This window comes from Pantoea sp. SGAir0180 (assembly GCF_043546245.1).
The window spans coordinates 167,535-193,171 of sequence record NZ_CP028071.1 but is presented as its reverse complement, the minus strand read 5'-3'; the positions used below and the strand labels follow the sequence as shown (position 1 = coordinate 193,171).

Annotated in this window: 26 protein-coding genes; 12 read left to right on the top strand and 14 right to left on the bottom strand. The window is 54.4% G+C overall.

What is annotated here, in order from left to right; translation table 11 throughout:
* Positions 1–40: 40 nt before the first annotated feature.
* Positions 41–1,417, top strand: a complete 1,377-nt coding sequence (locus C1N58_RS00980) for a PTS ascorbate transporter subunit IIC (protein ID WP_033739662.1) — start codon at positions 41–43, stop codon at positions 1,415–1,417.
* Positions 1,418–1,474: 57 nt separating this feature from the next.
* Here C1N58_RS00980 and C1N58_RS00975 read toward each other — a convergent pair whose 3' ends face one another.
* The 4 genes from C1N58_RS00975 to melR form a co-directional block, all read right to left on the bottom strand.
* Complete coding sequence (locus C1N58_RS00975; RefSeq protein ID WP_006120862.1) at positions 1,475–2,191, bottom strand: YggN family protein; 717 nt, start codon at positions 2,189–2,191, stop codon at positions 1,475–1,477.
* 42 nt (positions 2,192–2,233) lie between these two features.
* Positions 2,234–2,560 (bottom strand): YggL family protein, encoded by a 327-nt coding sequence (locus C1N58_RS00970; protein WP_058702224.1) that lies wholly within the window; start codon positions 2,558–2,560, stop codon positions 2,234–2,236.
* Positions 2,560–3,279, bottom strand: a complete 720-nt coding sequence (trmB, locus tag C1N58_RS00965; RefSeq protein ID WP_033739664.1) for a tRNA (guanosine(46)-N7)-methyltransferase TrmB — start codon at positions 3,277–3,279, stop codon at positions 2,560–2,562. The genes C1N58_RS00970 and trmB overlap by 1 nt, the downstream gene beginning before the upstream one ends.
* A gap of 175 nt (positions 3,280–3,454) precedes the next feature.
* Positions 3,455–4,390 carry a transcriptional regulator MelR gene (gene melR / locus C1N58_RS00960; protein ID WP_006120865.1) on the bottom strand — a complete coding sequence of 312 codons (936 nt, stop codon included), beginning with the start codon at positions 4,388–4,390 and terminating at the stop codon, positions 3,455–3,457.
* Between the two features lie 252 nt (positions 4,391–4,642).
* Between melR and C1N58_RS00955 the strand changes: the two genes are divergently transcribed.
* From C1N58_RS00955 to mltC, 5 genes are all read left to right on the top strand, one after another.
* Positions 4,643–5,998, top strand: coding sequence for an alpha-glucosidase/alpha-galactosidase (locus tag C1N58_RS00955; RefSeq protein WP_155489634.1), 1,356 nt, complete (start codon positions 4,643–4,645; stop codon positions 5,996–5,998).
* An 84-nt stretch (positions 5,999–6,082) separates the two neighbouring features.
* Complete coding sequence (gene melB / locus C1N58_RS00950) at positions 6,083–7,495, top strand: melibiose:sodium transporter MelB (RefSeq protein ID WP_054633198.1); 1,413 nt, start codon at positions 6,083–6,085, stop codon at positions 7,493–7,495.
* 248 nt (positions 7,496–7,743) lie between these two features.
* Entirely contained in the window at positions 7,744–8,829 is a 1,086-nt protein-coding gene (mutY, locus tag C1N58_RS00945; protein ID WP_054633249.1) for an A/G-specific adenine glycosylase, read from the top strand.
* Positions 8,829–9,101, top strand: coding sequence for an oxidative damage protection protein (locus C1N58_RS00940; RefSeq protein WP_006120869.1), 273 nt, complete (start codon positions 8,829–8,831; stop codon positions 9,099–9,101). The genes mutY and C1N58_RS00940 overlap by 1 nt, the downstream gene beginning before the upstream one ends.
* Before the next feature lie 52 nt (positions 9,102–9,153).
* On the top strand, positions 9,154–10,233 hold the full coding sequence (mltC, locus tag C1N58_RS00935; protein WP_033739669.1) for a membrane-bound lytic murein transglycosylase MltC: 1,080 nt from the start codon (positions 9,154–9,156) through the stop codon (positions 10,231–10,233).
* Positions 10,234–11,489: 1,256 nt separating this feature from the next.
* On the opposite strand, the gene C1N58_RS00930 is transcribed toward mltC, so the two are convergent.
* Positions 11,490–13,640 (bottom strand): ornithine decarboxylase, encoded by a 2,151-nt coding sequence (locus C1N58_RS00930; protein WP_054633185.1) that lies wholly within the window; start codon positions 13,638–13,640, stop codon positions 11,490–11,492.
* A 581-nt stretch (positions 13,641–14,221) separates the two neighbouring features.
* On the opposite strand from C1N58_RS00930, the gene C1N58_RS00925 reads away from it, so the two are divergent.
* Positions 14,222–15,205: an acrylyl-CoA reductase (NADPH) gene (locus tag C1N58_RS00925; RefSeq protein ID WP_054633184.1), complete on the top strand. Its 984-nt coding sequence runs from the start codon at positions 14,222–14,224 to the stop codon at positions 15,203–15,205.
* Here C1N58_RS00925 and C1N58_RS00920 read toward each other — a convergent pair.
* On the bottom strand, positions 15,202–15,717 hold the full coding sequence (locus C1N58_RS00920) for a CinA family protein (RefSeq protein ID WP_054633197.1): 516 nt from the start codon (positions 15,715–15,717) through the stop codon (positions 15,202–15,204). The genes C1N58_RS00925 and C1N58_RS00920 overlap by 4 nt on opposite strands.
* Before the next feature lie 257 nt (positions 15,718–15,974).
* On the opposite strand from C1N58_RS00920, the gene C1N58_RS00915 reads away from it, so the two are divergent.
* Positions 15,975–16,268 (top strand): SelT/SelW/SelH family protein, encoded by a 294-nt coding sequence (locus tag C1N58_RS00915; protein WP_006118282.1) that lies wholly within the window; start codon positions 15,975–15,977, stop codon positions 16,266–16,268.
* 16 nt (positions 16,269–16,284) lie between these two features.
* Here C1N58_RS00915 and C1N58_RS00910 read toward each other — a convergent pair whose 3' ends face one another.
* The 8 genes from C1N58_RS00910 to C1N58_RS00875 all read right to left on the bottom strand — a co-directional run bounded on the left by C1N58_RS00910 (position 16,285) and on the right by C1N58_RS00875 (position 23,085).
* The gene (locus C1N58_RS00910) at positions 16,285–16,818 is read right to left on the bottom strand and encodes a PadR family transcriptional regulator (RefSeq protein WP_054633183.1); all 534 of its coding nucleotides are present in this window, start codon (positions 16,816–16,818) and stop codon (positions 16,285–16,287) included.
* 79 nt (positions 16,819–16,897) lie between these two features.
* A complete protein-coding gene (locus C1N58_RS00905; RefSeq protein WP_054687072.1) occupies positions 16,898–17,680 on the bottom strand; it encodes a siderophore-interacting protein in 783 nt (260 codons plus the stop codon).
* Between the two features lie 212 nt (positions 17,681–17,892).
* Complete coding sequence (locus tag C1N58_RS00900) at positions 17,893–18,087, bottom strand: hypothetical protein (RefSeq protein WP_006118279.1); 195 nt, start codon at positions 18,085–18,087, stop codon at positions 17,893–17,895.
* 166 nt (positions 18,088–18,253) lie between these two features.
* Positions 18,254–19,120 carry a helix-turn-helix domain-containing protein gene (locus tag C1N58_RS00895; protein ID WP_054633196.1) on the bottom strand — a complete coding sequence of 289 codons (867 nt, stop codon included), beginning with the start codon at positions 19,118–19,120 and terminating at the stop codon, positions 18,254–18,256.
* Positions 19,121–19,344: 224 nt separating this feature from the next.
* Positions 19,345–19,512 (bottom strand): DUF2474 domain-containing protein, encoded by a 168-nt coding sequence (locus C1N58_RS00890; RefSeq protein WP_006118277.1) that lies wholly within the window; start codon positions 19,510–19,512, stop codon positions 19,345–19,347.
* Position 19,513: 1 nt separating this feature from the next.
* A complete protein-coding gene (cydB, locus tag C1N58_RS00885) occupies positions 19,514–20,518 on the bottom strand; it encodes a cytochrome d ubiquinol oxidase subunit II (protein ID WP_033739704.1) in 1,005 nt (334 codons plus the stop codon).
* Position 20,519: 1 nt separating this feature from the next.
* Complete coding sequence (locus C1N58_RS00880; protein ID WP_033739705.1) at positions 20,520–21,932, bottom strand: cytochrome ubiquinol oxidase subunit I; 1,413 nt, start codon at positions 21,930–21,932, stop codon at positions 20,520–20,522.
* Positions 21,933–22,701: 769 nt separating this feature from the next.
* A complete protein-coding gene (locus C1N58_RS00875) occupies positions 22,702–23,085 on the bottom strand; it encodes a winged helix-turn-helix transcriptional regulator (protein ID WP_033739707.1) in 384 nt (127 codons plus the stop codon).
* Positions 23,086–23,188: 103 nt separating this feature from the next.
* Here C1N58_RS00875 and C1N58_RS00870 point away from each other — a divergent pair, with 103 nt between their 5' ends.
* From C1N58_RS00870 to C1N58_RS00855, 4 genes are all read left to right on the top strand, one after another.
* Positions 23,189–24,046 carry an SDR family oxidoreductase gene (locus C1N58_RS00870; RefSeq protein WP_172913399.1) on the top strand — a complete coding sequence of 286 codons (858 nt, stop codon included), beginning with the start codon at positions 23,189–23,191 and terminating at the stop codon, positions 24,044–24,046.
* A gap of 171 nt (positions 24,047–24,217) precedes the next feature.
* Positions 24,218–24,541, top strand: coding sequence for an antibiotic biosynthesis monooxygenase family protein (locus C1N58_RS00865; RefSeq protein ID WP_006118272.1), 324 nt, complete (start codon positions 24,218–24,220; stop codon positions 24,539–24,541).
* Positions 24,534–24,917, top strand: a complete 384-nt coding sequence (locus tag C1N58_RS00860) for an amino acid-binding protein (protein ID WP_033739711.1) — start codon at positions 24,534–24,536, stop codon at positions 24,915–24,917. Before C1N58_RS00865 ends, C1N58_RS00860 begins: the two co-directional genes overlap by 8 nt.
* A 5-nt stretch (positions 24,918–24,922) precedes the next feature.
* Positions 24,923–25,633, top strand: a complete 711-nt coding sequence (locus C1N58_RS00855) for an ArsR/SmtB family transcription factor (RefSeq protein WP_044241491.1) — start codon at positions 24,923–24,925, stop codon at positions 25,631–25,633.
* Positions 25,634–25,637 lie beyond the last annotated feature (4 nt).

Genomic DNA, 25,637 nt, shown 5'->3' with positions numbered 1-25,637 from the left:
GTTATCCCCTTTGATAAGAACACTTACCGCTGAGGTTATTATGTTTATACAAAACCTTTTACTGGTAGTTGTCGATGTGCTGAAAGTCCCTTCGATTCTGGTCGGGTTAGTCGCGATGTTCGGCCTGATCGCGCAGCGCAAGCCGTTGCCGGATGTGATAAAGGGAACGGTAAAAACGATTCTGGGCTTTTTAGTGCTGGCAGGCGGTGCCACCGTTCTGGTGGGCTCGCTGACGCCGCTCGGCGATATTTTTAAGCACGCATTCAACGTTCAGGGCATTATTCCTAATAACGAAGCGATGGTATCCATCGCGCTGGCGAAATACGGCGCGCCTACCACGCTGATTATGGCGTTCGGCATGGTGGCAAACATTACCGTCGCCCGCTTTACCCGCCTGAAATATATCTATCTCTCTGGCCACGTCACCTTCTATATGGCCTGTATGATTGCCATTATTCTGTCCGTTGCCGGTTTTGAAGGTGTGCAACTGATTTATACCGGTTCGCTGACGCTGGGCATGCTGATGGCCTTTTTCCCGGCCCTGGCTCAGCCCTATATGCGTAAAATTATCGGTCACGATCAGGTTGCGCTGGCTCATACCGGCACGGTGGGTTATGTCCTGTCAGGCTGGATAGGCTCTATAGTGGGCAAAGGTTCAAAGTCCACCGAAGAGATGAACATGCCCAAAAACCTGAGCTTTTTGCGCGACAGTACCATCTCCATCTCTCTGACCATGATGATCATCTATTTTATTTTGTCCGTCTCGGCGGGCAGAGAGTATGTTGAAAGTCAGTTCAGTCATGGTCAAAACTATCTGGTGTATTCGTTTGTGCAGGCCATTACCTTTGCTGCCGGGGTCTTTATTATCCTGCAGGGCGTGCGCTTAATTCTGGCGGAGATTGTACCGGCCTTTACGGGGTTTTCAGAGAAGCTGGTGCCCAGCGCGCGTCCTGCTCTGGACTGCCCTATCGTGTTTCCCTATGCGCCCAATGCCGTTCTGGTCGGCTTTATTTCCAGCTTTATCGGTGGACTCGTCGGGTTGTTTATCCTTGGGCAGTTGCACTGGGTGCTGATTTTGCCCGGCGTGGTGCCGCACTTTTTCTGCGGGGCGACGGCGGGCGTCTTTGGCAATGCGACGGGCGGCAAGCGGGGTGCAATGATTGGCGCCTTTGCACACGGTATTCTGATTACCTTCCTGCCGGTTGCGTTACTGCCTGTGCTGGGTGCGATTGGTCTGACGAATACCACATTCTCAGATACGGACTTTGGCGTGACAGGGATTCTGCTGGGTAATATGGCGAGGTTCCTCGATAAAGGCACCATTACCATGATTATTACGGGCATCTTTGCGCTGCTGGTGATCTATAACTATGTCGCCGGTAACAAGACCGTGACCAAAGAAGCTAACAGCGACTGAGACCTAAACGGGGCTGATGATTCAGCCCCTTCTTGACAGGGCAGGACATAAAACGGGTTAGTTAAATGATTTAACCAGCGTTTTACGGTCTTTTTCCAGCGAGATAACCCGGTTACAGACGTCTTTACCAAACTGCTGGAAGTCCGTTTCCTGATTATTCCATTCGCTCTGAATGGCGTTCTGCAGACCACCAAGGTTACCCATCAACCCCTGCAGCCCGCTGCCGCCACCGTTGGTCATGGCTTTCGTCCCCATCTCATTAATGCTGTCCTGCAGGATACCGCCCATCGCCTGATTCACCAGTTGCTGCCCATCGGCACGAACCTGATCGATCGCCTGGTGATGGAAGGTCAGTCCGTCACTGCGATGTTCAATAATGCGGTTCATCTGGGTTTTTAACTGGGCATTCAGCGTGGCCAGTCGGCTGTGCAAGCGGCTTGATTCCCCTACCTGCTCAGTGATGATCTTATCCAGCGCCAGCCGACCTTTCTCCAGACGGGAGGTGGCACCGTTATCGATCCACGGCAGATCGCGACGTAACGCATTTTGGTAATTAATGGCCTGCTGACGACTGGCGGCGTTCATCGTGATTTTTTGCCCGTTGAACTGCACATCGCCCTGCGGCGAAATAACAAGATTGCCGTTTGCGCCAACAACCTGCACGTTTTGTGGGCTAATGACCACATCATCCTGTGGTTTAACGCTGCATTCCCAGGCCGCCTGGGCCTGCGTTGCCGCCAGCAAGAGGCCAGCGACCAGCACGTTACGAATCATACGTTCTCCCTGTCTGGGTGTGAAAGCGACATCGCTGGTAACTTAGTCCCACCAGACGTCAAAGAGTTCGGTCACCTTTACATCCAGTAACTGGCGATCTTCCAGCCATTTACGTACCAGCTCGCGATGTTCCTCGGTACATTTACCGGTTTGCTGCAGGCAGATTAGCCCTTCCCAGGCCAGATAGCCGCTACCGTCATAAGCCAGGCCATTGGGATCGATCGCTTCGTTAATAAACTGATTCAGCGTATCGTCGATAACCTCTTCAGAGGTGCCGTCCGGGAAGCGCCAGGCTACGGAAAAGCCCAGCTCCTGAAACTCATCAATATGCAATTTTTTACGTAAACGACGGCTGCGTTGTGTGGCCATTATTTCACCCTCTCAAACATTAAATCCCAAACGCCATGGCCCAAACGCTGCCCGCGCTGCTCAAATTTGGTCAGTGGACGCGTCTCAGGACGCGGCACATACGTATTGTCTTCAGACAGGTTTCGATAACCCGCGATGCTGCTCATCACCTCAAGCATATGCCCGGCATAGGCTTCCCAGTCGGTCGCCATATGGAACACACCGCCCAGTTTCAGTTTACGCATCACAAGCTCGGCAAACGGCACCTGCACGATACGGCGTTTGTTGTGACGGGCTTTATGCCACGGATCGGGAAAGAACAGCTGAACCATGCGCAGTGAATTATCCGGGATCATTTTCTCCAGCACTTCCACCGCATCATGACACATCACCCGCAGATTGCTGACATTGGCCTCTTTCGCCGACGCCAGGCAGGCTCCCACGCCGGGCGCATGCACTTCGATGCCAAGGAAGTTTTGATGCGGATTATTTTGCGCCATGGTGACCAGCGACGCGCCCATACCAAAGCCGATCTCCAGCGTGACAGGCGCATCGCGCCCAAACAGCGCGGGCAAATCAATGGGCTCTGGCTGATATTCAACACCCATTTCCGGCCAGTAGTTGTCCAGCGCCTGCTGCTGGCCTTTGGTTAAGCGGCCCTGGCGGCGCACAAAACTACGAATCCGACGCAACGGGCGTCCATTTTCATCATATTCTGGGGTGATGACGTCATTAATCATGTTGAAGCCTGCTGGTTAGCCTGTTCAGGGAAACGGGCATTATGCAAAGTTCAAAAGCAGAAGCAAGCCTTTGCCACTTTCCGCGCGCACCCGGCGTGTTTTGACATGCGTTTTCCTGCCTGAGTGGAGAGTAATGCAAGAAAATTGCCTGGGAGGCTGCTGGCCGGAAACAGAATTATAACGTCATGGTCTGCCGCCGTTGCTGACTGAGCTTGCGGTACTGTTGTGGCGACATGCCGACATACCTGGCAAAGGTGCTGTAAAAGCGACTACTGGAACGGAAGCCGGCCGTCAGCGCCACATCCAGCACGGTAATATCGGTATCGCTCAGCAGCGCCCGGACATGGTTAATGCGCATCGCGGTAATGTACTGTTTTAGCGTAAGCTGCATGACGCGTTGAAAGATGCCCATGGCATAGTTTGCATTAAGCTTGACGTGCTCTGCGACGTCATTGATTGTCAGAGCCTGGTCATAATTGTCGGCAATATAGCTCAGCATCTGGCTGACATAAAACTGCGCATGGCGCGACACGCTGTTTTTGTGTGTCCGCGACGTTTTGTTCACCAGCACAGGCTGCCACCCTGACAGACTAAAGCGTTTAAGCATCAGGCCAATTTCATCCACAGCAAGCTGGCGAATCTGTTCATCCGGGCTGTTCAGTTCCTGCTGCCAGCGCTGCACTTCAAAGGCGCTGAGCTGCTGTTTTGCCACAGACTTAATCACCATGCCATGTGTGACATGATTGATGAGTTCCCGGTCGAGCGGCCATGACAGAAACAGATGCATCGGCAGATTAAGGATAGCCATGTTCTGGCAGTTACCGGGCCGGGTAAGCTGGTGCGGTGTACAGGCCCAAAACAGCGTGATATAGCCCTGCTTAATCTGTACGACTTCATTATTGATTAAATATTCCACGTCCCCGTCGAACGGCACATTGACCTCAACCTGCCCATGCCAGTGACAGCTGCTCATCGCCAGCGGCCGACGCAGTTCGATATCCATACGTTGATATTCGGAATAGAGCGACAGCGGGCTGCGGGTTTGCTTTTCGTCACTGCTGCACATATGCGGATCGGGCGGCAGCGTGGCAACGGGCTGTAATGTCGTCATGATTCTCTCCTGAATTATCAGAACCCCGCCCAGCGTGCCCGCGGAGACGGCCAAAAACAGCAGTGGATTCCCTATACTAAGCGCTCTTTCAGACCAGATACTCTTCTTTTTACGTTAATTTATCCCAAAAACTCAGATCTGTTCGTTGCCAGCATCTGATCTGAGTTTTTGGGAATGCTCATCCGATAAGACGGAAGTTTTCGCCCGCACAGCGTGCCACCATGAGATTATCCCACCCTGTCATGGAGCGTTCTGATGTCTGCACCCAAAATTACCTTTATTGGCGCGGGTTCCACTATCTTCGTCAAGAATATCCTTGGCGATGTTTTCCATCGCGATGCGCTAAAATCGGCCCATATTGCCCTGATGGATATTGATGCAACCCGGCTTGAAGAATCCTATACCGTCGTCAGTAAACTTATGGATTCCGCAGGCGCGGCTGGCCAGATTACCTGCCACAGCGAGCAGAAAGCGGCCTTAGCGGATGCGGATTTTGTCGTGGTCGCCTTTCAGATAGGCGGCTATCAGCCCTGTACCGTCACCGATTTTGAGGTCTGTAAACGCTATGGTCTGGAGCAGACCATAGCCGATACGCTGGGCCCCGGCGGCATTATGCGCGCCCTGCGCACCATCCCGCACCTGTGGCAGATTTGCGAAGACATGACGGAAGTCTGCCCGCATGCCACCCTGCTTAATTACGTCAACCCCATGGCGATGAACACCTGGGCAATGTATGCGCGCTATCCCCATATCAAACAGGTTGGGCTGTGCCACTCGGTACAGGGAACGGCGGAGGAACTGGCCAACGATCTGAATTTAAATCCTGCCGATCTGCGTTACCGCTGCGCCGGGATTAATCATATGGCGTTTTATCTGACGCTGGAGCGTAAAACCGCTGACGGCAGTTACGTTGATCTCTATCCCGACCTGCTGGCGGCCTGGAACGCTGGCCAGGTGCCGAAGCCCAACCTGCACGGCAATACGCGCTGTCCCAACATTGTGCGCTATGAAATGTTCAAAAAGCTGGGCCATTTCGTCACCGAATCCTCAGAGCACTTCGCAGAATATACGCCGTGGTTTATCAAACCAGGCCGCGGAGATCTTATTGAACGGTATCAGATTCCGCTGGATGAATATCCCAAACGTTGTGAAGAACAACTGGCGGAATGGCGGGCAGAACTGGCACGTTACCGTCGCGCCGAACGTATTGAAAGCAAACCCTCGCGTGAATACGCCAGCACGATTATGAACGCTATCTGGACCGGCGAACCGGCGGTCATTTATGGCAATGTGCGTAATGATAGTCTGATTGATAATCTGCCGCAGGGATGCTGCGTGGAAGTCGCTTGTCTGGTCGATGCCAATGGGATTCAGCCCACCAAAGTCGGCACGATTCCGTCACATCTGGCCGCCATGATGCAAACCAATATCAATGTGCAGACGCTGCTGACCGAAGCCATTCTGACTGAAAACCGCGATCGGGTTTATCACGCCGCCATGCTGGATCCGCATACGGCAGCGGTATTAAGCCTTGATGAGATCTATGCACTGGTGGACGAACTCATCACTGAGCACGGCAGTTGGTTGCCCGCCTGGCTTCATCGTTAATTCTTTGTCGCCGGATGCTATGGTCCGGTCGCGATTCTACGTCATAACAGTGAGCGGGCGCTGGCAACAGCGACCCGGCAACCGATGAGCATTTCGATAACGACAAAACTCAGTTACGGATGTGGTGCGTTTGGAAAAGACTTCGCGATTGGCATTGTTTACCTCTACCTGATGTATTACTACACCGACGTGGTGGGCTTATCGGTTGGCATGGTCGGCACGTTGTTTTTAGTCGCCCGGATCTGGGATGCGATTAACGATCCCATTATGGGATGGATCGTTACCATTACACGTTCTCGCTGGGGGAAATTTAAACCCTGGATTTTAACTGGCACGCTGACAAACTCGCTGGTGCTGTTCGCGTTATTCAGCGCTCACCTGTTTGAAGGGACGACACAGCTGGTTTTTGTCTGGGTCACCTACATTCTGTGGGGAATGACCTATACCATAATGGATATTCCGTTCTGGTCACTGGTACCGACTATTACGCTGGACAAACGTGAGCGCGAAGAGCTGGTGCCCTGGCCACGCTTTTTTGCCAGCCTCGCCTCCTTTGTCACGGCCGGCATTGCGCTACCGTTTGTCAGTTATATCGGGGGCGACGATCGCGGCTTTGGCTTTCAGATGTTTACCCTGCTCCTGATCGTGTTTTTCATCGCGGCAACCCTCATCACGCTGCGTAATGTTCATGAGGTTTATTCATCAGACGGCGCGCAGACCCAGGACGGCGGCCGGATGGGACTGAGCGCGATCGTCGGCCTTATCTACCGCAACGATCAGCTTGCCTGCCTGCTCGGTATGGCGCTGGCCTATAACATTGCGGCGAATATCATTACCGGTTTTGCGATTTACTATTTTACCTATGTGATCGGCGATGCCAGTCTCTTCCCTTACTACCTCTCCTATGCTGGCGCGGCGAACCTGGCAACACTGGTTCTGTTCCCCAAATTAGTGAATCTGCTGTCACGCCGGATACTATGGGCGGCGGCGTCTGCCCTGCCGATTCTGAGCGGCGGTGTGCTGTTCGCTATGGCATTAGCAGGCAGTCACGCGACATCCTTAATCGTTATTGCCGGGATTTTATTAAATACCGGAACGGCGCTTTTCTGGGTGCTTCAGGTAATTATGGTGGCGGATACCGTAGATTACGGCGAATACAAACTGCATGTGCGCTGTGAAAGCATTGCCTATTCGGTGCAAACCATGGTCGTTAAAGGCGGCTCTGCGCTGGCGGCTTTCTTTATCGCTGTCGTGCTGGGCATGATTGGCTATCTGCCCAACGTCAACCAGTCGCAGGAAACCCTTGCTGGCATGCAGTTTATTATGATCGTGCTGCCCGCTGTCTTTTTTGCCCTGACGCTGCTGCTCTATTTCCGTTTCTATACACTGAACGGCGACATGCTACGGAAAATTCACATCCGCCTGCTGGATAAATACCGTAAGCCACCGGAAAAGGAAGCGGTGCCGATCGCAGCAACCAAAGAGATAAAAATTTAAACGCGAAGCCCCGACCTGGGGCTTCTGTTTTAAGTCTGACTTCCGGCTATGCCCGAAAACGAGAAACAACCCGTGTTTTATCAGCAACATTTCCATCGCCTTCTTGTGTGTAACCGGCCTTATCTGACAACCGGGCGTTAGTGGCCACCAGAAAGAAACAGGCCTTTGCAATCTTCAGGTTTACTCTCAGTGGCGCTTATGCTGGAATTCCCGCCTGAATGTCGCGTAATCACGGAAATATCCCCTTTATGATGCAAGCCCCGCAGTTCGCGCAACAGGTGCTGGACTGGTATCAACGCTTTGGCCGCAAAACCCTGCCGTGGCAGTTAGAGAAAACACCTTATAAGGTGTGGCTGTCTGAAGTGATGTTACAGCAAACCCAGGTCGCCACCGTTATCCCCTATTTTGAGCGCTTTATGGCGCGGTTTCCGACCGTCAGCGATCTGGCCGCCGCGCCGCTGGACGAAGTGCTGCATCTCTGGACCGGTCTGGGTTACTACGCGCGTGCGCGTAACCTGCACAAAGCCGCCAAACAGGTGGTTGAGGTGCACGGCGGCGAATTCCCGCGCAACTACGATGACATCGCCGCGCTGCCCGGCGTAGGCCGCTCGACAGCGGGTGCGATCTTATCGCTATCGCTGGGCCTGCACTTCCCGATTCTGGACGGTAACGTGAAACGGGTTTTGGCTCGCTGTTACGCAGTGGCTGGCTGGCCGGGCAGGAAAGATGTTGAAAAACGGCTGTGGCAAATTAGTGAAGACGTGACGCCAGCCGAGGGCGTCAGTCAGTTTAACCAGGCTATGATGGATCTGGGCGCCATGGTTTGCACCCGCTCGCGCCCGAAATGTGAAATCTGCCCGCTCAGCGATGGTTGCGAAGCCCGCGCGACGAACAGTTGGGCAAACTATCCGGGCAAAAAACCTAAGCAGACGTTGCCTGAACGCAGCGGCTGGTTTTTGATGATGCAAAACGGCGACAATGTCTGGCTTGAACAGCGTCCGCCGGTGGGTTTATGGGGCGGTTTATTCTGCTTCCCGCAGTTCACCAGCGAAGACGATCTGAACGCCTGGCTGTCGACGCGCGGCATCCATGCCAAACCGCAGCAGCTTACGGCATTTCGTCACACCTTCAGCCATTTTCATCTGGATATCGTTCCCATGTGGCTGTCATGGCCTTCTGCCGGGGCATTAATGGATGAAGCTGGCGGTCTCTGGTATAACTTAACGCTGCCGCCATCTGTGGGATTAGCCGCACCTGTAGAGCGTCTTTTACACGAACTGCGCCATCCCCAGCCGTTGCCTGTGGGCGACGGTGAGATTAATGAGGAAGAGTAATGAGCCGCACCATTTTTTGTACTTTTTTACAACGCGACGCTGAAGGGCAAGATTTTCAGCTCTACCCTGGCGATCTGGGAAAACGCATTTACAATGAAATCTCGAAAGAAGCCTGGCAGCAATGGATGGCTAAGCAGACGATGCTGATCAACGAGAAAAAACTCAATATGATGAATCCCGACGATCGCAAAGTGCTGGAAAAGGAAATGATCAATTTCCTGTTCGAAGGTAAAGACGTTCATATTGAAGGCTACACGCCACCCGAAGCATAACTTTATTGGCCTCCGTGTTGAGGCCGTTTTCCAGGTCAGGCACGTATTTTAGATGAATAAAAAGCTGATAGCCCTGCTGGTGATTGCCCCCCTTTTGGTGTCCTGCTCCGGTAAAAAACATCCGGAATATTCAGAGGAATGGGTCAAAGATACCAACGGATTTGACATTCTGATGGGGCAATTCGCCCATAACATTGAGAACATCTGGGGTATCAATGAGGTCCTGATCGCCGGACCGAAAGACTACGTTAAATACACCGACAATTATTACACCCGCAGCCACATCAACTTTGAAAGCGGGAACATCACCATTGAGACCATTTCCGGTACCGATCCTGCCGCCAGTCTGCGTCAGGCGATCGTGACTACGTTACTGATCGGCGACGATCCGGGAAATGTCGATCTCTACTCTGATGCTAACGACATTCAGATCAGTAAAGAGCCGTTGTTGTACGGACAGGTGCTGGATAACACCGGTCAGGCGATTCGCTGGCAGGGACGTGCTCAGGCCTTTGCTGACTACTTGATTGCCAATAAACTGCAACGCCGTACGTCCGGCCTGCATGTAATCTACTCGGTCACGATTCCGATGGTGCCAAACCATCTGGATAAGCGTGCGCATAAATATCTGCCTATGGTGCGTAAAGCCGCCGAAGAGTACGGTGTAGATGCGTCTCTGATTCTGGCTATTATGCAGACCGAATCCAGCTTTAACCCCTACGCAGTCAGCCATTCTGATGCGCTCGGCCTGATGCAGGTAGTGCAGCATACCGCCGGTGTGGATGTATTCCGCATGAAGGGCAAATGGGGCAAACCGAGCCGCAGCTATCTGCTGGATCCCGAGAACAACATCGATGCCGGTACTGCCTATCTGTCGTTGCTGCAGAGCAACTATCTGGCCGGTATTCAGGATCCGGTTTCACGCCGCTATGCGGTTATCACCGCCTATAACGGCGGCGCCGGTAGTGTACTGCGCGTGTTCTCCAGCGATAAAGATCGTGCCTTTACCATTATTAACAGTATGTCGCCGGGTCAGGTTTATCAGACGCTGTCGAAGCAGCATCCGTCGGCGGAATCGCGGCGGTATTTGTATAAGGTGAGTTCGGCGCAGCGGAGTTATCACAGGTATTGATTTGGCGGGGCTGCTGCCTACGTGGTGACAGGCGCTGCGGGTTGCTCTGAGCGGATTCCGCCCGCCAGGCGACCGGGAGTTTCAGCCTGCCCGTGCAGGCGGACGTGTTAAGGGGCTCGCGCCAGCCCCTTAACAATCCCGGCGGCCGTCAGCCGTCGCTGTTCCTTCGTCTCTCACTCCGGCCTCACGGGCCGTCCGGATGCGCCCTCCCTGGCGCAGCCGTCCTCGTCGCGGCATCCCTGCCGCGCCGCCCTGGCCTCCGTTCTCTCCTCAGCGCGCCGGATGCCGGCAGAACCCCCCCCGCCTGCCAGTCCTGGTTTCTTTTAAAAGCAGGTGTTGTCTGTTTGAATGTGTTCAGTGAGGCTTAAAAAGAGCAGACTTGATAAACGGGGAGTGCTTCAGAACCCACAAGAGCAGGTTTTGCGATTACTTACAGCGGCACCGGAAGTGGCTTTAACAGAGATAGTGAAGCGGGGGTTTGGGGCGGCCTTCCTACCCGCTGAGCGGATGAGGGATTTCCGGATGAGCCGACAGGACGTCGGCGAGAGCCGGGCCGCGCCACGGATGGCGCGTCCTGGCGGTCCGCAGAAATCCTGAAGCAGCGAAGGCACCGCGCAGCGGCGGGTGGGCAGGACGGGAGCCCGGGGTCAAGGGGCCGCGGCGGCTGGCGGCCCCTTGTCGGTCGCCCGCACCGGGCAGACTGAAACTCCAGGCCGCCTGGCGAGCGAAACCCTCTCAGCGTTTCATAAGCTGTCAGCGACTCAAACCTTCTCAAAGCCTAGTCGCGCAAGCATCACTGCAACTCATTATCCGTATCCAAAGCAATAAAAATGCCTGAACAGGCGCAAATGTTAAAGCGGTAGCCTGGGGCGGCCTTCCCACCCGCTGAGCGGATGAGGGATTTCCGGATGAGCCGACAGGACGTCGGCGAGAGCCGACAGGACGTCGGCGAGAGCCGACAGGACGTCGGCGAGAGCCGGGCCGCGCCACGGATGGCGCGTCCTGGCGGTCCGCAGAAATCCTGAAGCAGCGAAGGCACCGCGAAGCGGCGGGCGGGCAGGACGGGAGCACGGGGTCAAGGGGCCGCGGCGGCTGGCGGCCCCTTGTCGGTCGCCCGCACCGGGCAGACTGAAACTCCAGGCCGCCTGGCGGGCGAAACCCTCTCAGCGTTTCATAAGCTGCCAGCGACTCAAACCTTCTCAGGGCCAGCCATGGCCCCTGATTCCAGCCAGGCTGTGCAAACAGCCACCCAGCACTTACCCCTGCATCATGTTCGCCACCAGGTACTTACGTCCCTCGGCATCTTCCTCGGTGTAAACGCCCTGTAGCTCGGGTGAAAAACCCGGAAGCTGGTTGATGCCTGCTTCCAGCGCAAGAAAATAACGCTGTACCGCCCCACCCCAGGCTTCACCGGGAACGACACAGAGTACGCCAGGCGGGTAAGGCAGCGCGCCTTCCGCGGCGATGCGCCCTTCTGCTGACGCAATCGGCACCAGCTCCACATCACCGCGAATATAAGCCTGATGTGCGTCCTGTGGATTCACTTTGACCTGAGGTAAGCCCTGCTCACGGAACATGAGACGTTGCAGATCTTTCACATTGAAGCTCACGTACAGGTCATGCATCTCCTGGCACAGGCGGCGCAACGTGTAACCGGCGTAGCGTTTGGCGTTCTTACGGTAAAGCGTGGGCAGGACTTCAGCCAGCAACGTGTCGTCTTTTACATGCTGCTCAAACTGCGCCAGCATGGCGACCAGGTTGGCCATTTTCTCCGGGCTTTCCGCTGGCGTAAGCAGAAACAGGATGGAGTTAAGGTCACATTTTTCCGGCACGATGCCGTTTTCACGCAGGTAGTTGGCGAGGATCGTCGCCGGAATCCCAAAGTCAGCATATTCGCCGCTTGCCGCGTCAATGCCCGGCGTGGTCAGCAGCAGTTTGCAGGGATCGACGCGGTACTGATCGCGATCGTATCCTGCAAAACCGTGCCATTTGGCGTTGGGTTCGAAGCTGAAATAGTGCAGATTCCGCGCGATCTCCTCTGTGGGCGCATCCTGCCAGCGTTTGCCGTTCACCGTTTCAGGAACAAAAGGCAGGATCATATCGCAGCGCTCAAAGATTGCCTTGCGCGCCTCAATGCCCAGCATGACGCACTCGTCCCACATGCGACGTCCCGCCTCGCCCTGGTGCATTTTGGCGTTAATATCCAGTGCGGCAAACAGCGGATAAAACGGGCTGGTAGAGGCGTGCAGCATAAAGGCGTTATTCAATCGCTTATGCGGGCAGAAACGCTTCTGACCGCGGATATGGTTGTCTTTTTTATGAATCTGCGAGGTCTGTGAAAAGCCCGCAAGCTGCTTGTGTACCGACTGCGTCACGAAAATGCCGGGATCGTTTTCGTTTAACGACAGCGTCAGCGGTGAGCAGCCTTCCATCAGCGGAATAAACTGTTCGTAGCCCAGCCAGGCGGAGTCAAACAGGATGTAGTCACACAGATGACCTATGCGATCCACCACCTGACGCGCGTTGTACACCGTGCCGTCATAGGTGCCTAACTGGATAATCGCCAGGCGGAAAGGACGTGCTTCCTGTGCACGCTCAGGGGCCACGTTGGCGATCTGAGCACGCAGATAATCCTCATCAAAACAGTGCGCGTCAATGCCGCCAATGAAGCCAAACGGATTACGGGCCGCTTCGAGATAAACGGGCGTTGCGCCAGCCTGAATCAGCGCCCCATGGTGGTTGGACTTGTGGTTGTTGCGGTCAAACAGCACTAAATCGCCGCGCGTCAGCAAGGCATTCGTGACCACTTTGTTGGCGCTTGAGGTGCCGTTCAACACAAAGTAGGTTTTATCGGCATTAAAAACTTTGGCAGCAAACTTCTGTGCATGCTTGGCCGATCCCTCATGGATCAGCAGATCGCCCAGCTTGACGTCAGCGTTACACATGTCTGAGCGAAAAACGTTTTCGCCATAAAAATCATAAAATTGCTTACCTGCCGGATGCTTTTTAAAAAAGGCACCGCCCTGATGACCGGGGCAGGCAAATGTACTGTTTTGCATATCGACATAGCGGGTCAGCGTTTCAAAGAACGGGGGCAGCAACTCAGCTTCATACGCCTGCGCCGCCGTTTCCAGTGCCGCCCAGTCCTGCGGTTCACCGTTCAACTCACCCGTCACGCCGGGCAGATGCATGACCTCTTCTTCGAAGGCATTGGCAACAAACACCGGTAAGTTAAAACCGGTATGCCGCAATAAGGCCAGCACGCCACTGCGTGTATCCGCAAGCGAGACGACCACAGCCGCCACATCGGTAAAATCAGTATTATCCAGCGTGACCACGTCGCGCGCAGTATTCAGGGACAGACTTGGCGCAACGGCAGCGCTGGCAGCAATTTTAAGTGGTGTCATAACACAAATCCCTAACAGTCAGGGAGTGGGTGCCTGAGGCACGGCAATAGGGAAATTTCCCCGGCGAATGATATCTGACGGGTCAAACCGATAGACATCAGTAAAGAGTAGTCCTTACTCATGTCCAACAGCAACGACCAGGCTGGCGTCACCGCATAGTGACGGAAATTTGTGTAACCGGTATGACGGCGGAAAACAGGTCACGCGCCAGGTCTGGCGAGTGGGAACAAGTGCAAAAACGCATTGATCCGGACATGGTAGCGTCCTCTGTCTGGGATGGCGGCGGGGAAAAATGTGGCGGCAATAATGTCATTTTTTACTGACAGGGACAACCCGACAACGTTAAATATCAGGTCAATAACTTTAAAATAAAAAACAATACATATCATTCAGTTGCAATATCTTTAAGCGACTAAACCTCTGTAATCAATGCAAAATTATGCCATGTCCGGACATTGCCGCCCCGCCACCGGGATGTTTAATAATGCCTCAGAGCGGGGTACTTGTCGGGCCAGTACCTGGCCCTCTCAGGCTGTCGGGCGTAAACTTGCCTGATGATTCTTACGCCTGACGGAGGCTGTATGTTTAAGGCACTGGTCATTGAAAATGACGAACAAGGTTACCGTACCGAGTTAAAAGAACTCTCCGAAACACAATTGCCTCACCAGGATGTCACGCTCGACGTGCACTATTCCACCCTGAACTACAAAGATGCGCTGGCCATCTGTAATAAAGGCCCGATTGTCCGTGAATTTCCCATGGTGCCGGGGATTGATTTCGTCGGTCGCGTAGTCGCCAGCCAGCATCCCGACTGGAAGCAGGACGACACCGCTATTTTGACCGGCTGGGGCGTGGGAGAAAAACACTGGGGCGGCCTGGCGCAAAAAGCCTGTGTCGCAGGCGACTGGTTAGTGCCCGTGCCAGACGGCTTATCGCCACTGAATACGATGGCCATTGGCACCGCCGGTTTTACCGCCATGCTGTGCGTGCTGGCTTTAGAAAAACAGGGCGTTACGCCCGATCGCGGCCCCGTGCTGGTCACCGGTGCCAGCGGTGGCGTGGGCAGCTTTAGCGTCAGCCTGCTGGCAAAACTCGGCTACGAGGTGATCGCCTCCAGCGGCCGCGCCAGCGATGAAAACTGGCTGATCAACACGCTGGGCGCGAAAAGGATCATGGATCGCGCTGAACTGTCTCAGCCGGGCAAACCTTTGGGCAAAGAGCGCTGGGCCGCGGCTGTCGACAGCGTGGGCAGCCATACGCTGAGTAACGTTCTGGCGGGTACGCAGCGCGATGGCGTTGTCGCCGCCTGTGGCATGGCTCAGGGGCTGGATCTGCCCACCAGCGTCGCGCCTTTTATTTTACGCGGCGTGACGTTGGCGGGCGTGGACAGCGTGATGTGCCCTAAACCGCTTCGCCAGCAGGCCTGGCAACGGCTCGGACAGTTGATGAATGATGCGCAACTGTCTCAGATGATCACGGTCATCCCACTGAGCGAAGCCAGTCAGGGCGCGCGGGATCTGCTTGAAGGCAAGGTTCGCGGCCGCCTGGTGGTGGACTGCCGCTAACGGTCTTTATGGGGCGGCGCATTCTGCTGCATTAGTAACGCGCTTAGCCCCTGCAGTGCCCAGCTCGCGCCCTGCTCCATGACGGCTTTGGGGTCGCCAGAAAAGTGCTGACAACGGGCCACGACTTTGCCATCAGGCAATGTCCATCCTACCCAGATAGTGCCTGCAGGCGTACCATCTTCGCCGCCGTCCGGTCCGGCATAGCCGCTTATCGCCAGACTCACCGGTTCGCCGGACCGTTCACGCGCCCCCAGCGCCATTTCACACACGGTTTCTCTGCTGACTGCAGTGTGGTTTTCCAGCGTTTGCGGGTTAACGCCAAGCAGACGCACTTTGGCGCTTTCGCTGTAGGTGACGAAGCCGCTGGTAAAAAAATCACCGCTGTTTTCGACCGCCGCCAGCGTAATACTGATCAATCCCGCCGTGCAGGACTCTGCGGTTGCCAGACGCAAACCAGAGGATAAAAGCTGCTGACCCAGTTGTTCAGCAGCCTGACTGAGTTTCATGGTCATGAGTTTTCCTTTGTTTTCTGTCACAGGTAAAGTATGGCTGAAACTCAGTAATCTGATGCGGCTAATCTGATGTTTTATCAGCGTAAACGGGAAAATGGCCTGTGCCGTTTCGGCTAACACGTCGCCCATCGTTCTCTGCCGTTTCGGCTGGCAACGCGAACCGGTTTGTCCCGGTCTGCCTGTAGATGTTTCATGTAGCCTGTCTGCCATTGCGTAACATCGCTGACAGCCCTTATTCAGGAAAAGGAGAAAAGAATATGCAAAAACCTGTCGTTGTGATCCACTACTGTACTCAGTGTAACTGGCTGCTGCGCTCAGCCTGGATGGCACAGGAATTGCTGCACACTTTTGCTCAGGACCTGGCCAGCGTCACGCTTCGCCCCGGCAGCGGCGGCATATTTGAAGTAACGGTAGATGACCATCTGGTGTGGGAACGTAAACGTGACGGCGGCTTTCCCGATGCTCAGGTGCTCAAGCAGCGTGTCAGAGACATCTGCTTTCCGGAACGTTCACTGGGACACATCGACAAAAACAAAACTGACGGAAGCTGACGGGCACGATCCGGCGTTAACTGCGGCTGATTTGCTCAGCGGCTGCGTTCAGCGCAGCCACAATCTTATGCCGTGTTTCGTCCGTGATGTCCTGCTGTGCCAGACGGCCATTTAAAGCGTTTTTAAACTGAAAGATGGCCTGTTCTATCTCGGGAATACTGCGGTTGTTGACTAATACAGCCAGCGAGGAAAGGCGCGTAATCAAACGCGACAATGGCTGGGCTTCGGCCTCTAACATCGCCTGACCCGTTGCGGTCACTACATAAGCCTTTCTCGCCGCCTGAGGATCGACAATCTCAATGGCCTCCATTTCCTCAAGCAAGGTCAGGTTGGGATAAATGATACCCGGGCTGGGGGAATATTCCCCTTTCGACAGTTCTTCAACGCATTTAATCAGCTCATAACCGTGCGAGGCGCGCTGAGCGATAAAGTGCAGCATCAACAGGCGCATTTCACCCGCATCAAGCATCTTTTCCCGGCGCTTCCGCCGCGCTGCGCAAGGCCGCGCAGACTGGCTGCGGTTATCCTGTTCTGAATGGGCCGAATCCATCTGTCGCCTCTGCCTGTTTAAGGAGAAAGAGCCTGATGGTAGAGGGCCACCAGGTAAAATTCAATCAACGGCAGGTCACTCACTTGTGATGCCAGTAAGCAACCGCACGCACAAGATCAGCATCCACGCCGCGTTGCGTTGTGAAGTAGTCAGCGAGCTGTTTAACGACGCGCCCTTCTCCCGTTAGCCAGATAAAAGCGTCATGCGACGGAATCGCTATCTTATCCAGCGCCGCCGTCAGGGCTGGCAAAGCCGCCTGCGTCATCTGCTGGCTACCGAGCCAGGCCACGTTTGCCTTGCCGGTGTCCGCTAAGTAGTCACGCCCCGTTTTTTCATCGGTGAAGGCAAACAGGTGCAGGGTTTCGGCTTCAATGCTGCGGCTGCGGCGCTGAAACGCAGGCAGACCGGTTTCATCACAGACATAAAGCTGGAAAGCATAATCCGTTGGGACCAGCAGAGAACCGCGAGGTCCACCGATAATCAGGCTGTCGCCGGTCTGTGCCTGCGCGGCCCAGTCGCTGGCGACACCGCTTTCATGCAGGTAAAAATCGATTGTCAGCGAAGATTCACCATCAAAGTCAAACGGCGTGTAGTCACGCGCAGCCGGCCGCAAGCCGTCTTTCCAGTGAATGCCGTCATCGTCCATCGTCGGCAGTTGCAGCGTCGTGTCAGCGGTGGGCGGGAAAAAGACTTTGATGTGATCATCAAAACCGGGCGAATTAAATCCTTTCAGGTCGTCGCCCTTAAACACGATGCGCCAAAACCGGTCAGCCACTTTGGTTTTGGTGGCAACGTGAATACAGCGAAAGCGGAGCGCGTTACGGATACGTTCAGGTAAACGGCGGGAAGAAGATACAGGCACAGTGGCTCTCCGAAAAACAGGGTTGCACGCAACCTTAGTAAACAACAATCATTCTCATGTCAGTCGGAGAGAATAGCTATGATATATTTTAAGAACAATGACTAAAAATGCGGTCCGGCAGTACGTGCAGGCACATCTGTCGGCCTTTTATCGCTGAAAAGCAAAAAGGCGCTTACGCGCCTTTTAAAGGAGGACTGTCGGTCATCGGGCGGTTACTGCGCCTGATTTTGTCCGCTGTTTTGCGGCAGCGAGCTGTCACCGAGTATCTCGCTGTGGCCGGCCTGACTGCCGGGATGTAATCCTGTGCGAACATTGCCGGGATCGGTGAGTTGTGCAGTCGCCAGGCCGGGAGCGGCACACAGCGCGACAGTCAGAAAAAAGGCGGCTATTTGCGTTATTTTGGTCATGGTATTTTGCCTGTTCAGGCGTAAAAAGCAGGTGAATATCCAGCACTGAGAAGGAAATACAGTATGCGTAGCTGTGCTCAGCGCTTCGGTAAGGATTTTACGCCTTGCCTGCCAGCCTGCTTATAAAATCGTGCGCTTTATCACACAATGACGCACATAATGTGCATTATCCCTGCGTGACAGGAATAGAGAACACGCCTTCAATGTTGTCGGCTGTGCATCGGGTTAAATCCAGACAGAGCAAATCCATTCCCGGCCGGCAGGCCACATTCAGCTGCGGCAGATAAAGGTAGTAAATATCCGCGATGAAACGCGTCAGTTCTTCCGGTGAGCCACGCCATGCCAGGCGGGCGTAAAGCCCCGCAGGCACCGTGCGGCATTGAAGATCGCCTGGCCCGGCATCCGTGTTTGCCAGCGCGACGCCACGAAACAGGCTGATGTGCTGTTGATCGACGGACGCGTTGCCGGGGCCATACTGAAATCCCAGCCATCCTTGCGCGTCACCCTGCTGCGTACGGACAAAATGGCGTACCAGGCCGGCCATATGCTGATGCCGGTCGCGAATATAGTCGCCATACGGGCATTCCCATTCCAGCGTATCGCCCTGCAGGAGCAACTCCTCTTCGCGCCGGTAAAGCGATACCGGCATGACCGGCTCACGCTGGGCAATACGGCCGTGAAAATACCGGACAGGCAGCACGTTAAGACGGCGAAAACCGCCCGGCGTAACAGAGAAGTGATTTTTAAACACGCGGTTAAAGTTTTGCTGATTTTCAAACCCGAAACGGACGGCGATATCAATTAACGGCATGCGCGTCAGTCGTAACGCCATAGCGGCAAGGGTTAAGCGGCGCTTGCGCGTATAGGCCGCCAGCGTTTGTCCGGTCATCTCCTTGAACAAACGTTGCATATGCCATTTGGAATAGCCCGATTTGAGCGTAATCAGATCGATGGAAATGTCGTTGGTCAGGTTGGCTTCAATCCAGTCGACTAAATCATTTATATGCTGTTTTTTTATGGTTTGACTTAGCATTTTAAAAAACGTGAAAAGAAAAAAGAGGGAAAGATTTGTAATAAAATAGTAACAAAAAGCGTTGCAGGATGTCATGACTCATGGGCCAGCCAGGGCCGGATAGCGGCAAAAAGCGCATTAATTGCCTGGGTTACTACTTTAAAAAGCCAGCACACAGGCTGGCTTATGGAAGGACGAGGGGAACAACGGAGGCAGTCGGGAATGCACTGCCTCGTTCGGAGGACTCAGTGGCTACGCATGCCTGCGGCGGTCATCATCATTCTGAACAGCGTCGCGACCACACCGAGTGCCAGCACGCTGGCACTGTAGATGACCACCAGCCACAGCACGCGTTTCCACCACGGTGACCGGGTTTCATTCTGACGTTCTTTGCTGCTGACCTGAGTCTGCATATCAATGGTATCCTTCGTCTGCTTTAATTTTTCCACGGAACACGTAGTAGCTCCAGAAGGTATATCCCAGAATCATTGGAATGATCAGTAAGCTACCTACCAGCATAAAGGCCTGGCTCTGCGGCGGGGACGCGGCGTCCCAGATGGATACCGAGGGCGGAATAATATTCGGCCAGATACTGATACCCAGACCCGAGAAGCCCAGGAAAATCAGGGCCAGCGTCAGCAGGAAAGGCGAATAATGCGCCTCGCGCTTGATTGCGCGGCGCAGTCCCCATGCACACAGCAGCACCAGTACGGGCACCGGCAGGAATAAGAACAGATTTGGCGTGGTGAACCAGCGATGTGCAATGTTCTGATGCGTGAACGGTGTCCAGATACTGATGATGCCAATAATTAACAACAGCGCAATCAACAGCGGTGTCGCCAGGGCTGACATTTTACGGTGCAGTTCATGTTCGGTTTTCATGATAAGCCAGGTGCAGCCCAGCAGTGCATATGCCACCACCAGCCCGACGCCGCAGAACAGCGGGAACGGGGCCAGCCAGTCCATCGTCGAGCCTGCAAAGCTGCGGCCTTCGACAGGAATGCCATCCAGCATCGCGCCGACGGCAACGCCCTGGCTAAAGGTTGCGAGGAGTGAACCGGCAATAAACGACTTGTCCCAGAAGGCCCGATGGTGCTCGACAGCCTTGAAGCGGAACTCAAAGGCGACGCCACGGAAAATCAGCCCAATCAGCATGGCGGTTAACGGCACGGAAAGCGCATCGGCTATTACCGCATAGGCCAGCGGGAAAGCGCCATACAGTCCTGCGCCGCCCAGCACTAACCAGGTTTCGTTGCCGTCCCAGACAGGCGCAACGGTGTTGACCATCATGTCGCGCTCGCCTGCGTCTTTGTTAAAAGGAAACAGCAGGCCGATGCCCAGGTCGAAACCGTCCATGACGATATACATAAGGACAGCAAAAACGATAATCGCGAACCAGATAACAGAAAAATCAATCATCTCAACGCTCCTCATGATGGTGAGTGGCCGCAGAGAGCGGGCGCGCTGGCGTTTTGATTTGTCCGGGGCCACCTGTTTCCACGGTATCGCCTTCGCCGGTGACCGGCCCTTTTTTAATCAAGCGCATCATATAGTGATAACCCACACCGAAGACGGAGGAGTAAACCAGAATAAAGGCGAGCAGGCTGATACTCATGTGCATTTCGCCATGGGGAGATACCGCATCAATCGTTCGCTGAACGCCATAAACTACCCAGGGCTGACGACCGATTTCGGTAGTAAACCAGCCTGCTAAAATCGCGATCAGGCCGGAGGGTCCCATGAGCAAAGCAAACCACAGGAACGGACGCGACTGGTACAGGCGTCCTTTGTAACGCAGCCACAGGCTGACTACGCCAAGGGTGATCATTAACAGTCCCATTGCCACCATGACTCGGAATGACCAGAAAATGATGGTGGAGTTAGGACGGTCCTCTTTCGGGAAAGATTTCAGCGCCGGGACCTGTTTATCCAGACTGTGCGTCAGGATAAGGCTGCCCAGATACGGGATTTCGAGCGCATATTTAGTACGTTCCTCTTCCATATCCGGTAAACCAAACAGTATTAATGGCGTGGCTTCACCGGGTGGGTTTTCCCAGTGGCCTTCGATGGCCGCAATTTTTGCAGGTTGATGCTCCAGCGTGTTCAGTCCATGCGCGTCACCAATCATGGCCTGCACAGGGGCGACAATCAGCGCCATCCACAACGCCATTGAGAACATTTTACGGATGGCAGGATTGTCATTTCCTTTAAGCAGATGCCAGGCCGCCGACGAGCCGACAAAGAACGCACTGGCCAAAAATGCCGCCACGGACATATGTAACAGGCGATAAGGAAAGGACGGGTTAAAGACAATTTTAAACCAGTTTTCTGGCACCACGATGCCATTCTGAATGAGATAGCCCTGCGGTGTTTGCATCCAGCTGTTAGAAGACAGGATCCAGAAGGTGGAAATCAACGTTCCCAGTGCCACCATGCAGGTCGCAAAGTAGTGCAGCCCGGGGCCGACGCGGTTCCAGCCAAATAACATCACACCTAAAAAGCCCGCTTCAAGGAAGAAAGCCGTTAACACTTCATAGGTCAACAAGGGACCCGTGATACTGCCGGCAAACTGGGAGAAACCACTCCAGTTGGTCCCAAACTGATACGCCATGACCAGCCCGGAAACCACGCCCATGCCGAAATTCACCGCAAAAATTTTCGACCAGAAATGATAGAGATCGCGGTAGGTTTGATTACGTGTTTTGAGCCACATTCCCTCCAGCACAGCAAGAAAGCTGGCCAGACCGATGGTGATGGCTGGAAAGATAATATGGAAGGAAACAGTAAAACCGAACTGGATCCTGGCGAGATGAAAGGCATCTAATCCAAACATTGCTTACCTCTTTGCCACATAGAGCACCACATATAGTTACTTATAATTAACGACTTATACACAAAGCATGTCATTCCATTGCATGGAAAAATGCCATGACGAATGTAAGATGCTTCGTCCTGGTAAAACAGAGACAATCAGATAAGTAAAAACTATAACAGTATTTTTTGATTAAGATCATTTTTTTGTTGAAAGTTTTCTTATTTAGGAGGGATAAGCAAAACGTTAATTTCAAAGGGGCAATGTGACATTATTGTTATTAAAACAGACCCTGCACGGAGCCGTAACGGCCAAACGAGATTACCGCTAAAAAATAACGCAACTCGCTGTTTTTAAGCGTCATTCGCCATTTCCGCGCTTCGTTAAACAGAGAAAAGTACCGTTCTGACAGGGGAATCACGTGTTTTATTATATTGTTAGCAGGATATTTATCTTATCTGCGCTTTATGATGCTTTTTTTTAGAATACGTCCGGTTTTTCGCACTCTGGCTTCGCTATTTCCGGGCAGGAAAACGAAGCTCAACCGGTCAGGCATGTTAAAAATCATATGCAATATGTAAATAACTCATCACATCTTTATCGCGCGCAATAATTAACGCAGCCAGAAACCTCAGGAAAAAGTCGCCTGGTAAAAAGGATGTTAAAGAAATGCTGTGAGTAATTAAGACCGCCCGACGCAGAATGAATCTGTTATGTCGGACAGGCATTTTTTTACGGTGGCCGAGGGGAGTGTTTCTCTGCGTGCTTCGGTCCCGTCTTATGAACGGTCTTACGCGTCGGCGGACTGTTTCTCCCGGTGGGCGAGGATGCGTTCTACATTCATCTCCAGCCAGTCGGCCAGTCCTACCACCTGCTCCCCTACTTCCAGACCCAGCGGTGTCAGTCGGTATTCAACATGCGGCGGCACAACATCGTAGGCGATGCGCTCAACAAAGCCGTCTTCCTCCATATAGCGCAGGCTCTGCGACAGCATACGTTCGCTGACGCCGCCGACTGCACGCCGGAGTTCGCTAAAACGCAGCGTGTCATTTTTCAGCGCCAGTAAAATTAATACGCTCCAGCGACTGGTAATGCGCTTTAACACATCGCGCGACGGGCAGTTAACATTCAGCAATTCGCCGCGCATAAATTTTTCGCTTAATTTATCAGTCATTTAAACAAAACCCTTCATCCTAACAATTCTGTAAGTACTTACTAAAAGTTAGCATATCGCATAGGCTGCTGTTGACCAACTGTCCTCTTAAAGGAGCTATGTGATGATCGCAGTGACTGGAGCAACAGGCCAACTGGGCCGTTTAGTTATCGACGCATTACTGAAAAAAGTAGCCGCAGATACGCTGGTTGCCGCCGTACGCACGCCGGCGAAAGCGAGTGACATCGCCGCCCGTGGTGTTCACGTACGTGAGGCGGATTACAACCGCCCAGAAACCTTAACGGCCGCCCTGCAAGGGGTCGACAAACTCCTGCTGATTTCCGGCAGTGAAGTGGGCCAGCGTGAAGCGCAGCACCGTGCAGTCATTGATGCCGCTAAAGCCGCAGGCGTGAAATTTATCGCCTATACCAGCCTCCTCCATGCCGATAAGTCTCCGCTGTCGCTGGGCGCTGAACATCGGGCTACAGAAGCCCTGCTGGCAGCGTCTGGCGTCCCTTATGCCCTGCTTCGCAACGGCTGGTACACCGAAAACTACGCGGCGAGCATCGCCCCTGCCCTGGCGCACCATGCGTTTCTCGGCGCGGCAGAACAGGGCCGTATCGCTTCTGCGGCGCGTCGGGATTATGCCGACGCGGCAGCGGAAGTTATGGTGCGTGACGACCAGGCGGGCAAGGTGTACGAGCTGGCCGGCGATGACAGCTATACGCTGGCGGAGTTTGCGGCTGAAATCGCCGCGCAGAGCGGCGAAAAGGTGGAATACGTCAATCTGCCACAGACAGATTTTGCCGCCGCACTGAAAAGCGCAGGCTTGCCGGCCCCGCTGGCAGAGCTTCTGGCAGATTCCGATGCGGGTGCCGCTCAGGGCGGTCTGTTCGATGCGTCCCGCACACTGAGCCAACTGCTTGGTCGCCCCACCACGCCTTATGCCGAGGTGATCCGCGCGGCGCTGACAAAGGGATAACGCACTCACGCTTACGCTGCGGTTAAGCCCTGCCGGTTAACCGCAGCGATTATCCTCTCTCACTCCCTTTCTCCCCTTTCTGTTGCTCCATCAGCCACGATTCGGTGCACACCGAAGTAACCGCTTTTGCATCGGGTACGCTGTCTGCAGGCTGACTTAAGGGAGAGAGAAATGATTGCCGTACTTTTTGAAGCAGAGGCCTTACCGGCAGCGCAACAGCGTTACATTGAACTGGCGGCCGAACTTCGGCCCGAACTGGACAGGATACCGGGATTTATCGCGATTGAGCGCTTTCAGAGTTTGAGCGAGCCTGGCAAGATATTGTCCCTGTCGTGGTGGGAAGATGAACGGGCGGTGCGTCACTGGCGGGAAAACAGCCTGCATCAGTCGGCACAGCGGGAAGGCCAGAACACAATTTTCAGCCATTACCGCCTGCGCGTTGCGAAGGTTATGCGTGATTATGCTGGTCCAGAGGAGAACACCCGGCATGTTTAATCTTTATGTGGTCTTCAGGAACGAACCGGGGTCGCTGGCCGCGTTTGGAACACTGCTTGGGCAGCATGGCATCGGCCTGGAAGGCGGCGGCGTCTTTTCAACGGGCAAGGAAAGTCACGCTCATTTTCTGGTGGAGGATGGCCCGCGCGCCCGGCAGGTGTTAGTAGATGCCGGTTTCGATGTCAGGGACGTCCGAAGGCCACTGCGCCGAAAACTCCCTCAGCAGCGGCCAGGTGAACTGGGTGAAATTGCGCAGTGCCTGGCGCAAAATGGCATTAATATTCGCGCGCAGTACAGCGATCACAGCAACTGGCTGGTGCTGATTACCGATGATGACAGGCGGGCCGAAGCACTGACCCGCCAGTGGAAAGGATGAGCAGAATGACACGCATGGCGGCCCGGTGTGATGACAGCACACACTCTTCTCTGACCTTCAGCATGGCGACGGTGGCCACTGCGCTGGCGGATACCTCGCGCATGCACATCCTCTGTGCCCTGATGGATGGCCGGGCCTGGACGGCGACCGAGCTGAGCGTGGTCGCTGACGTTGCGCCCTCCACTACCAGCGGCCATCTGAATAAGCTGACGGAGACAGGGTTGCTAACCTGCGTGGTACAGGGACGGCATCGTTATTACCGTCTGGCCAGCCATGAGGTGGCGGGCCTGCTGGAAAACCTGATGGGCATTTCGACCCGGCCCGGTTCAGTCCTGAAAACAACCACGCCAGACCGGCTCCGGCGAGCCCGCACCTGTTATGACCATCTGGCCGGTGAGATTGCCGTCGGTATCTATGATGCTATGCAGTCAGCGGGCTGGCTGATGCCGGATGGCACGGCGCTCACAATGGAGGGCAAGGCGCATTTTGCCGCAACAGGCATCGAGCTGACTTCGCCGTCGCGACGAAAGCCCTGTTGCCCCTGCCTGGACTGGAGTGAGAGGCGCTTTCATCTTGGTGGCGAGGCCGGTGCAGCCTTGCTGCGCTTCATGATACAAAAAGCCTGGCTACAGCAGACGCCCGGCTATCGGGAGCTTGGCGTCACCGCACGCGGCCAAACTGGGCTGTCGCGCATATTTAACCTCCGCCTCGTCTGACAGC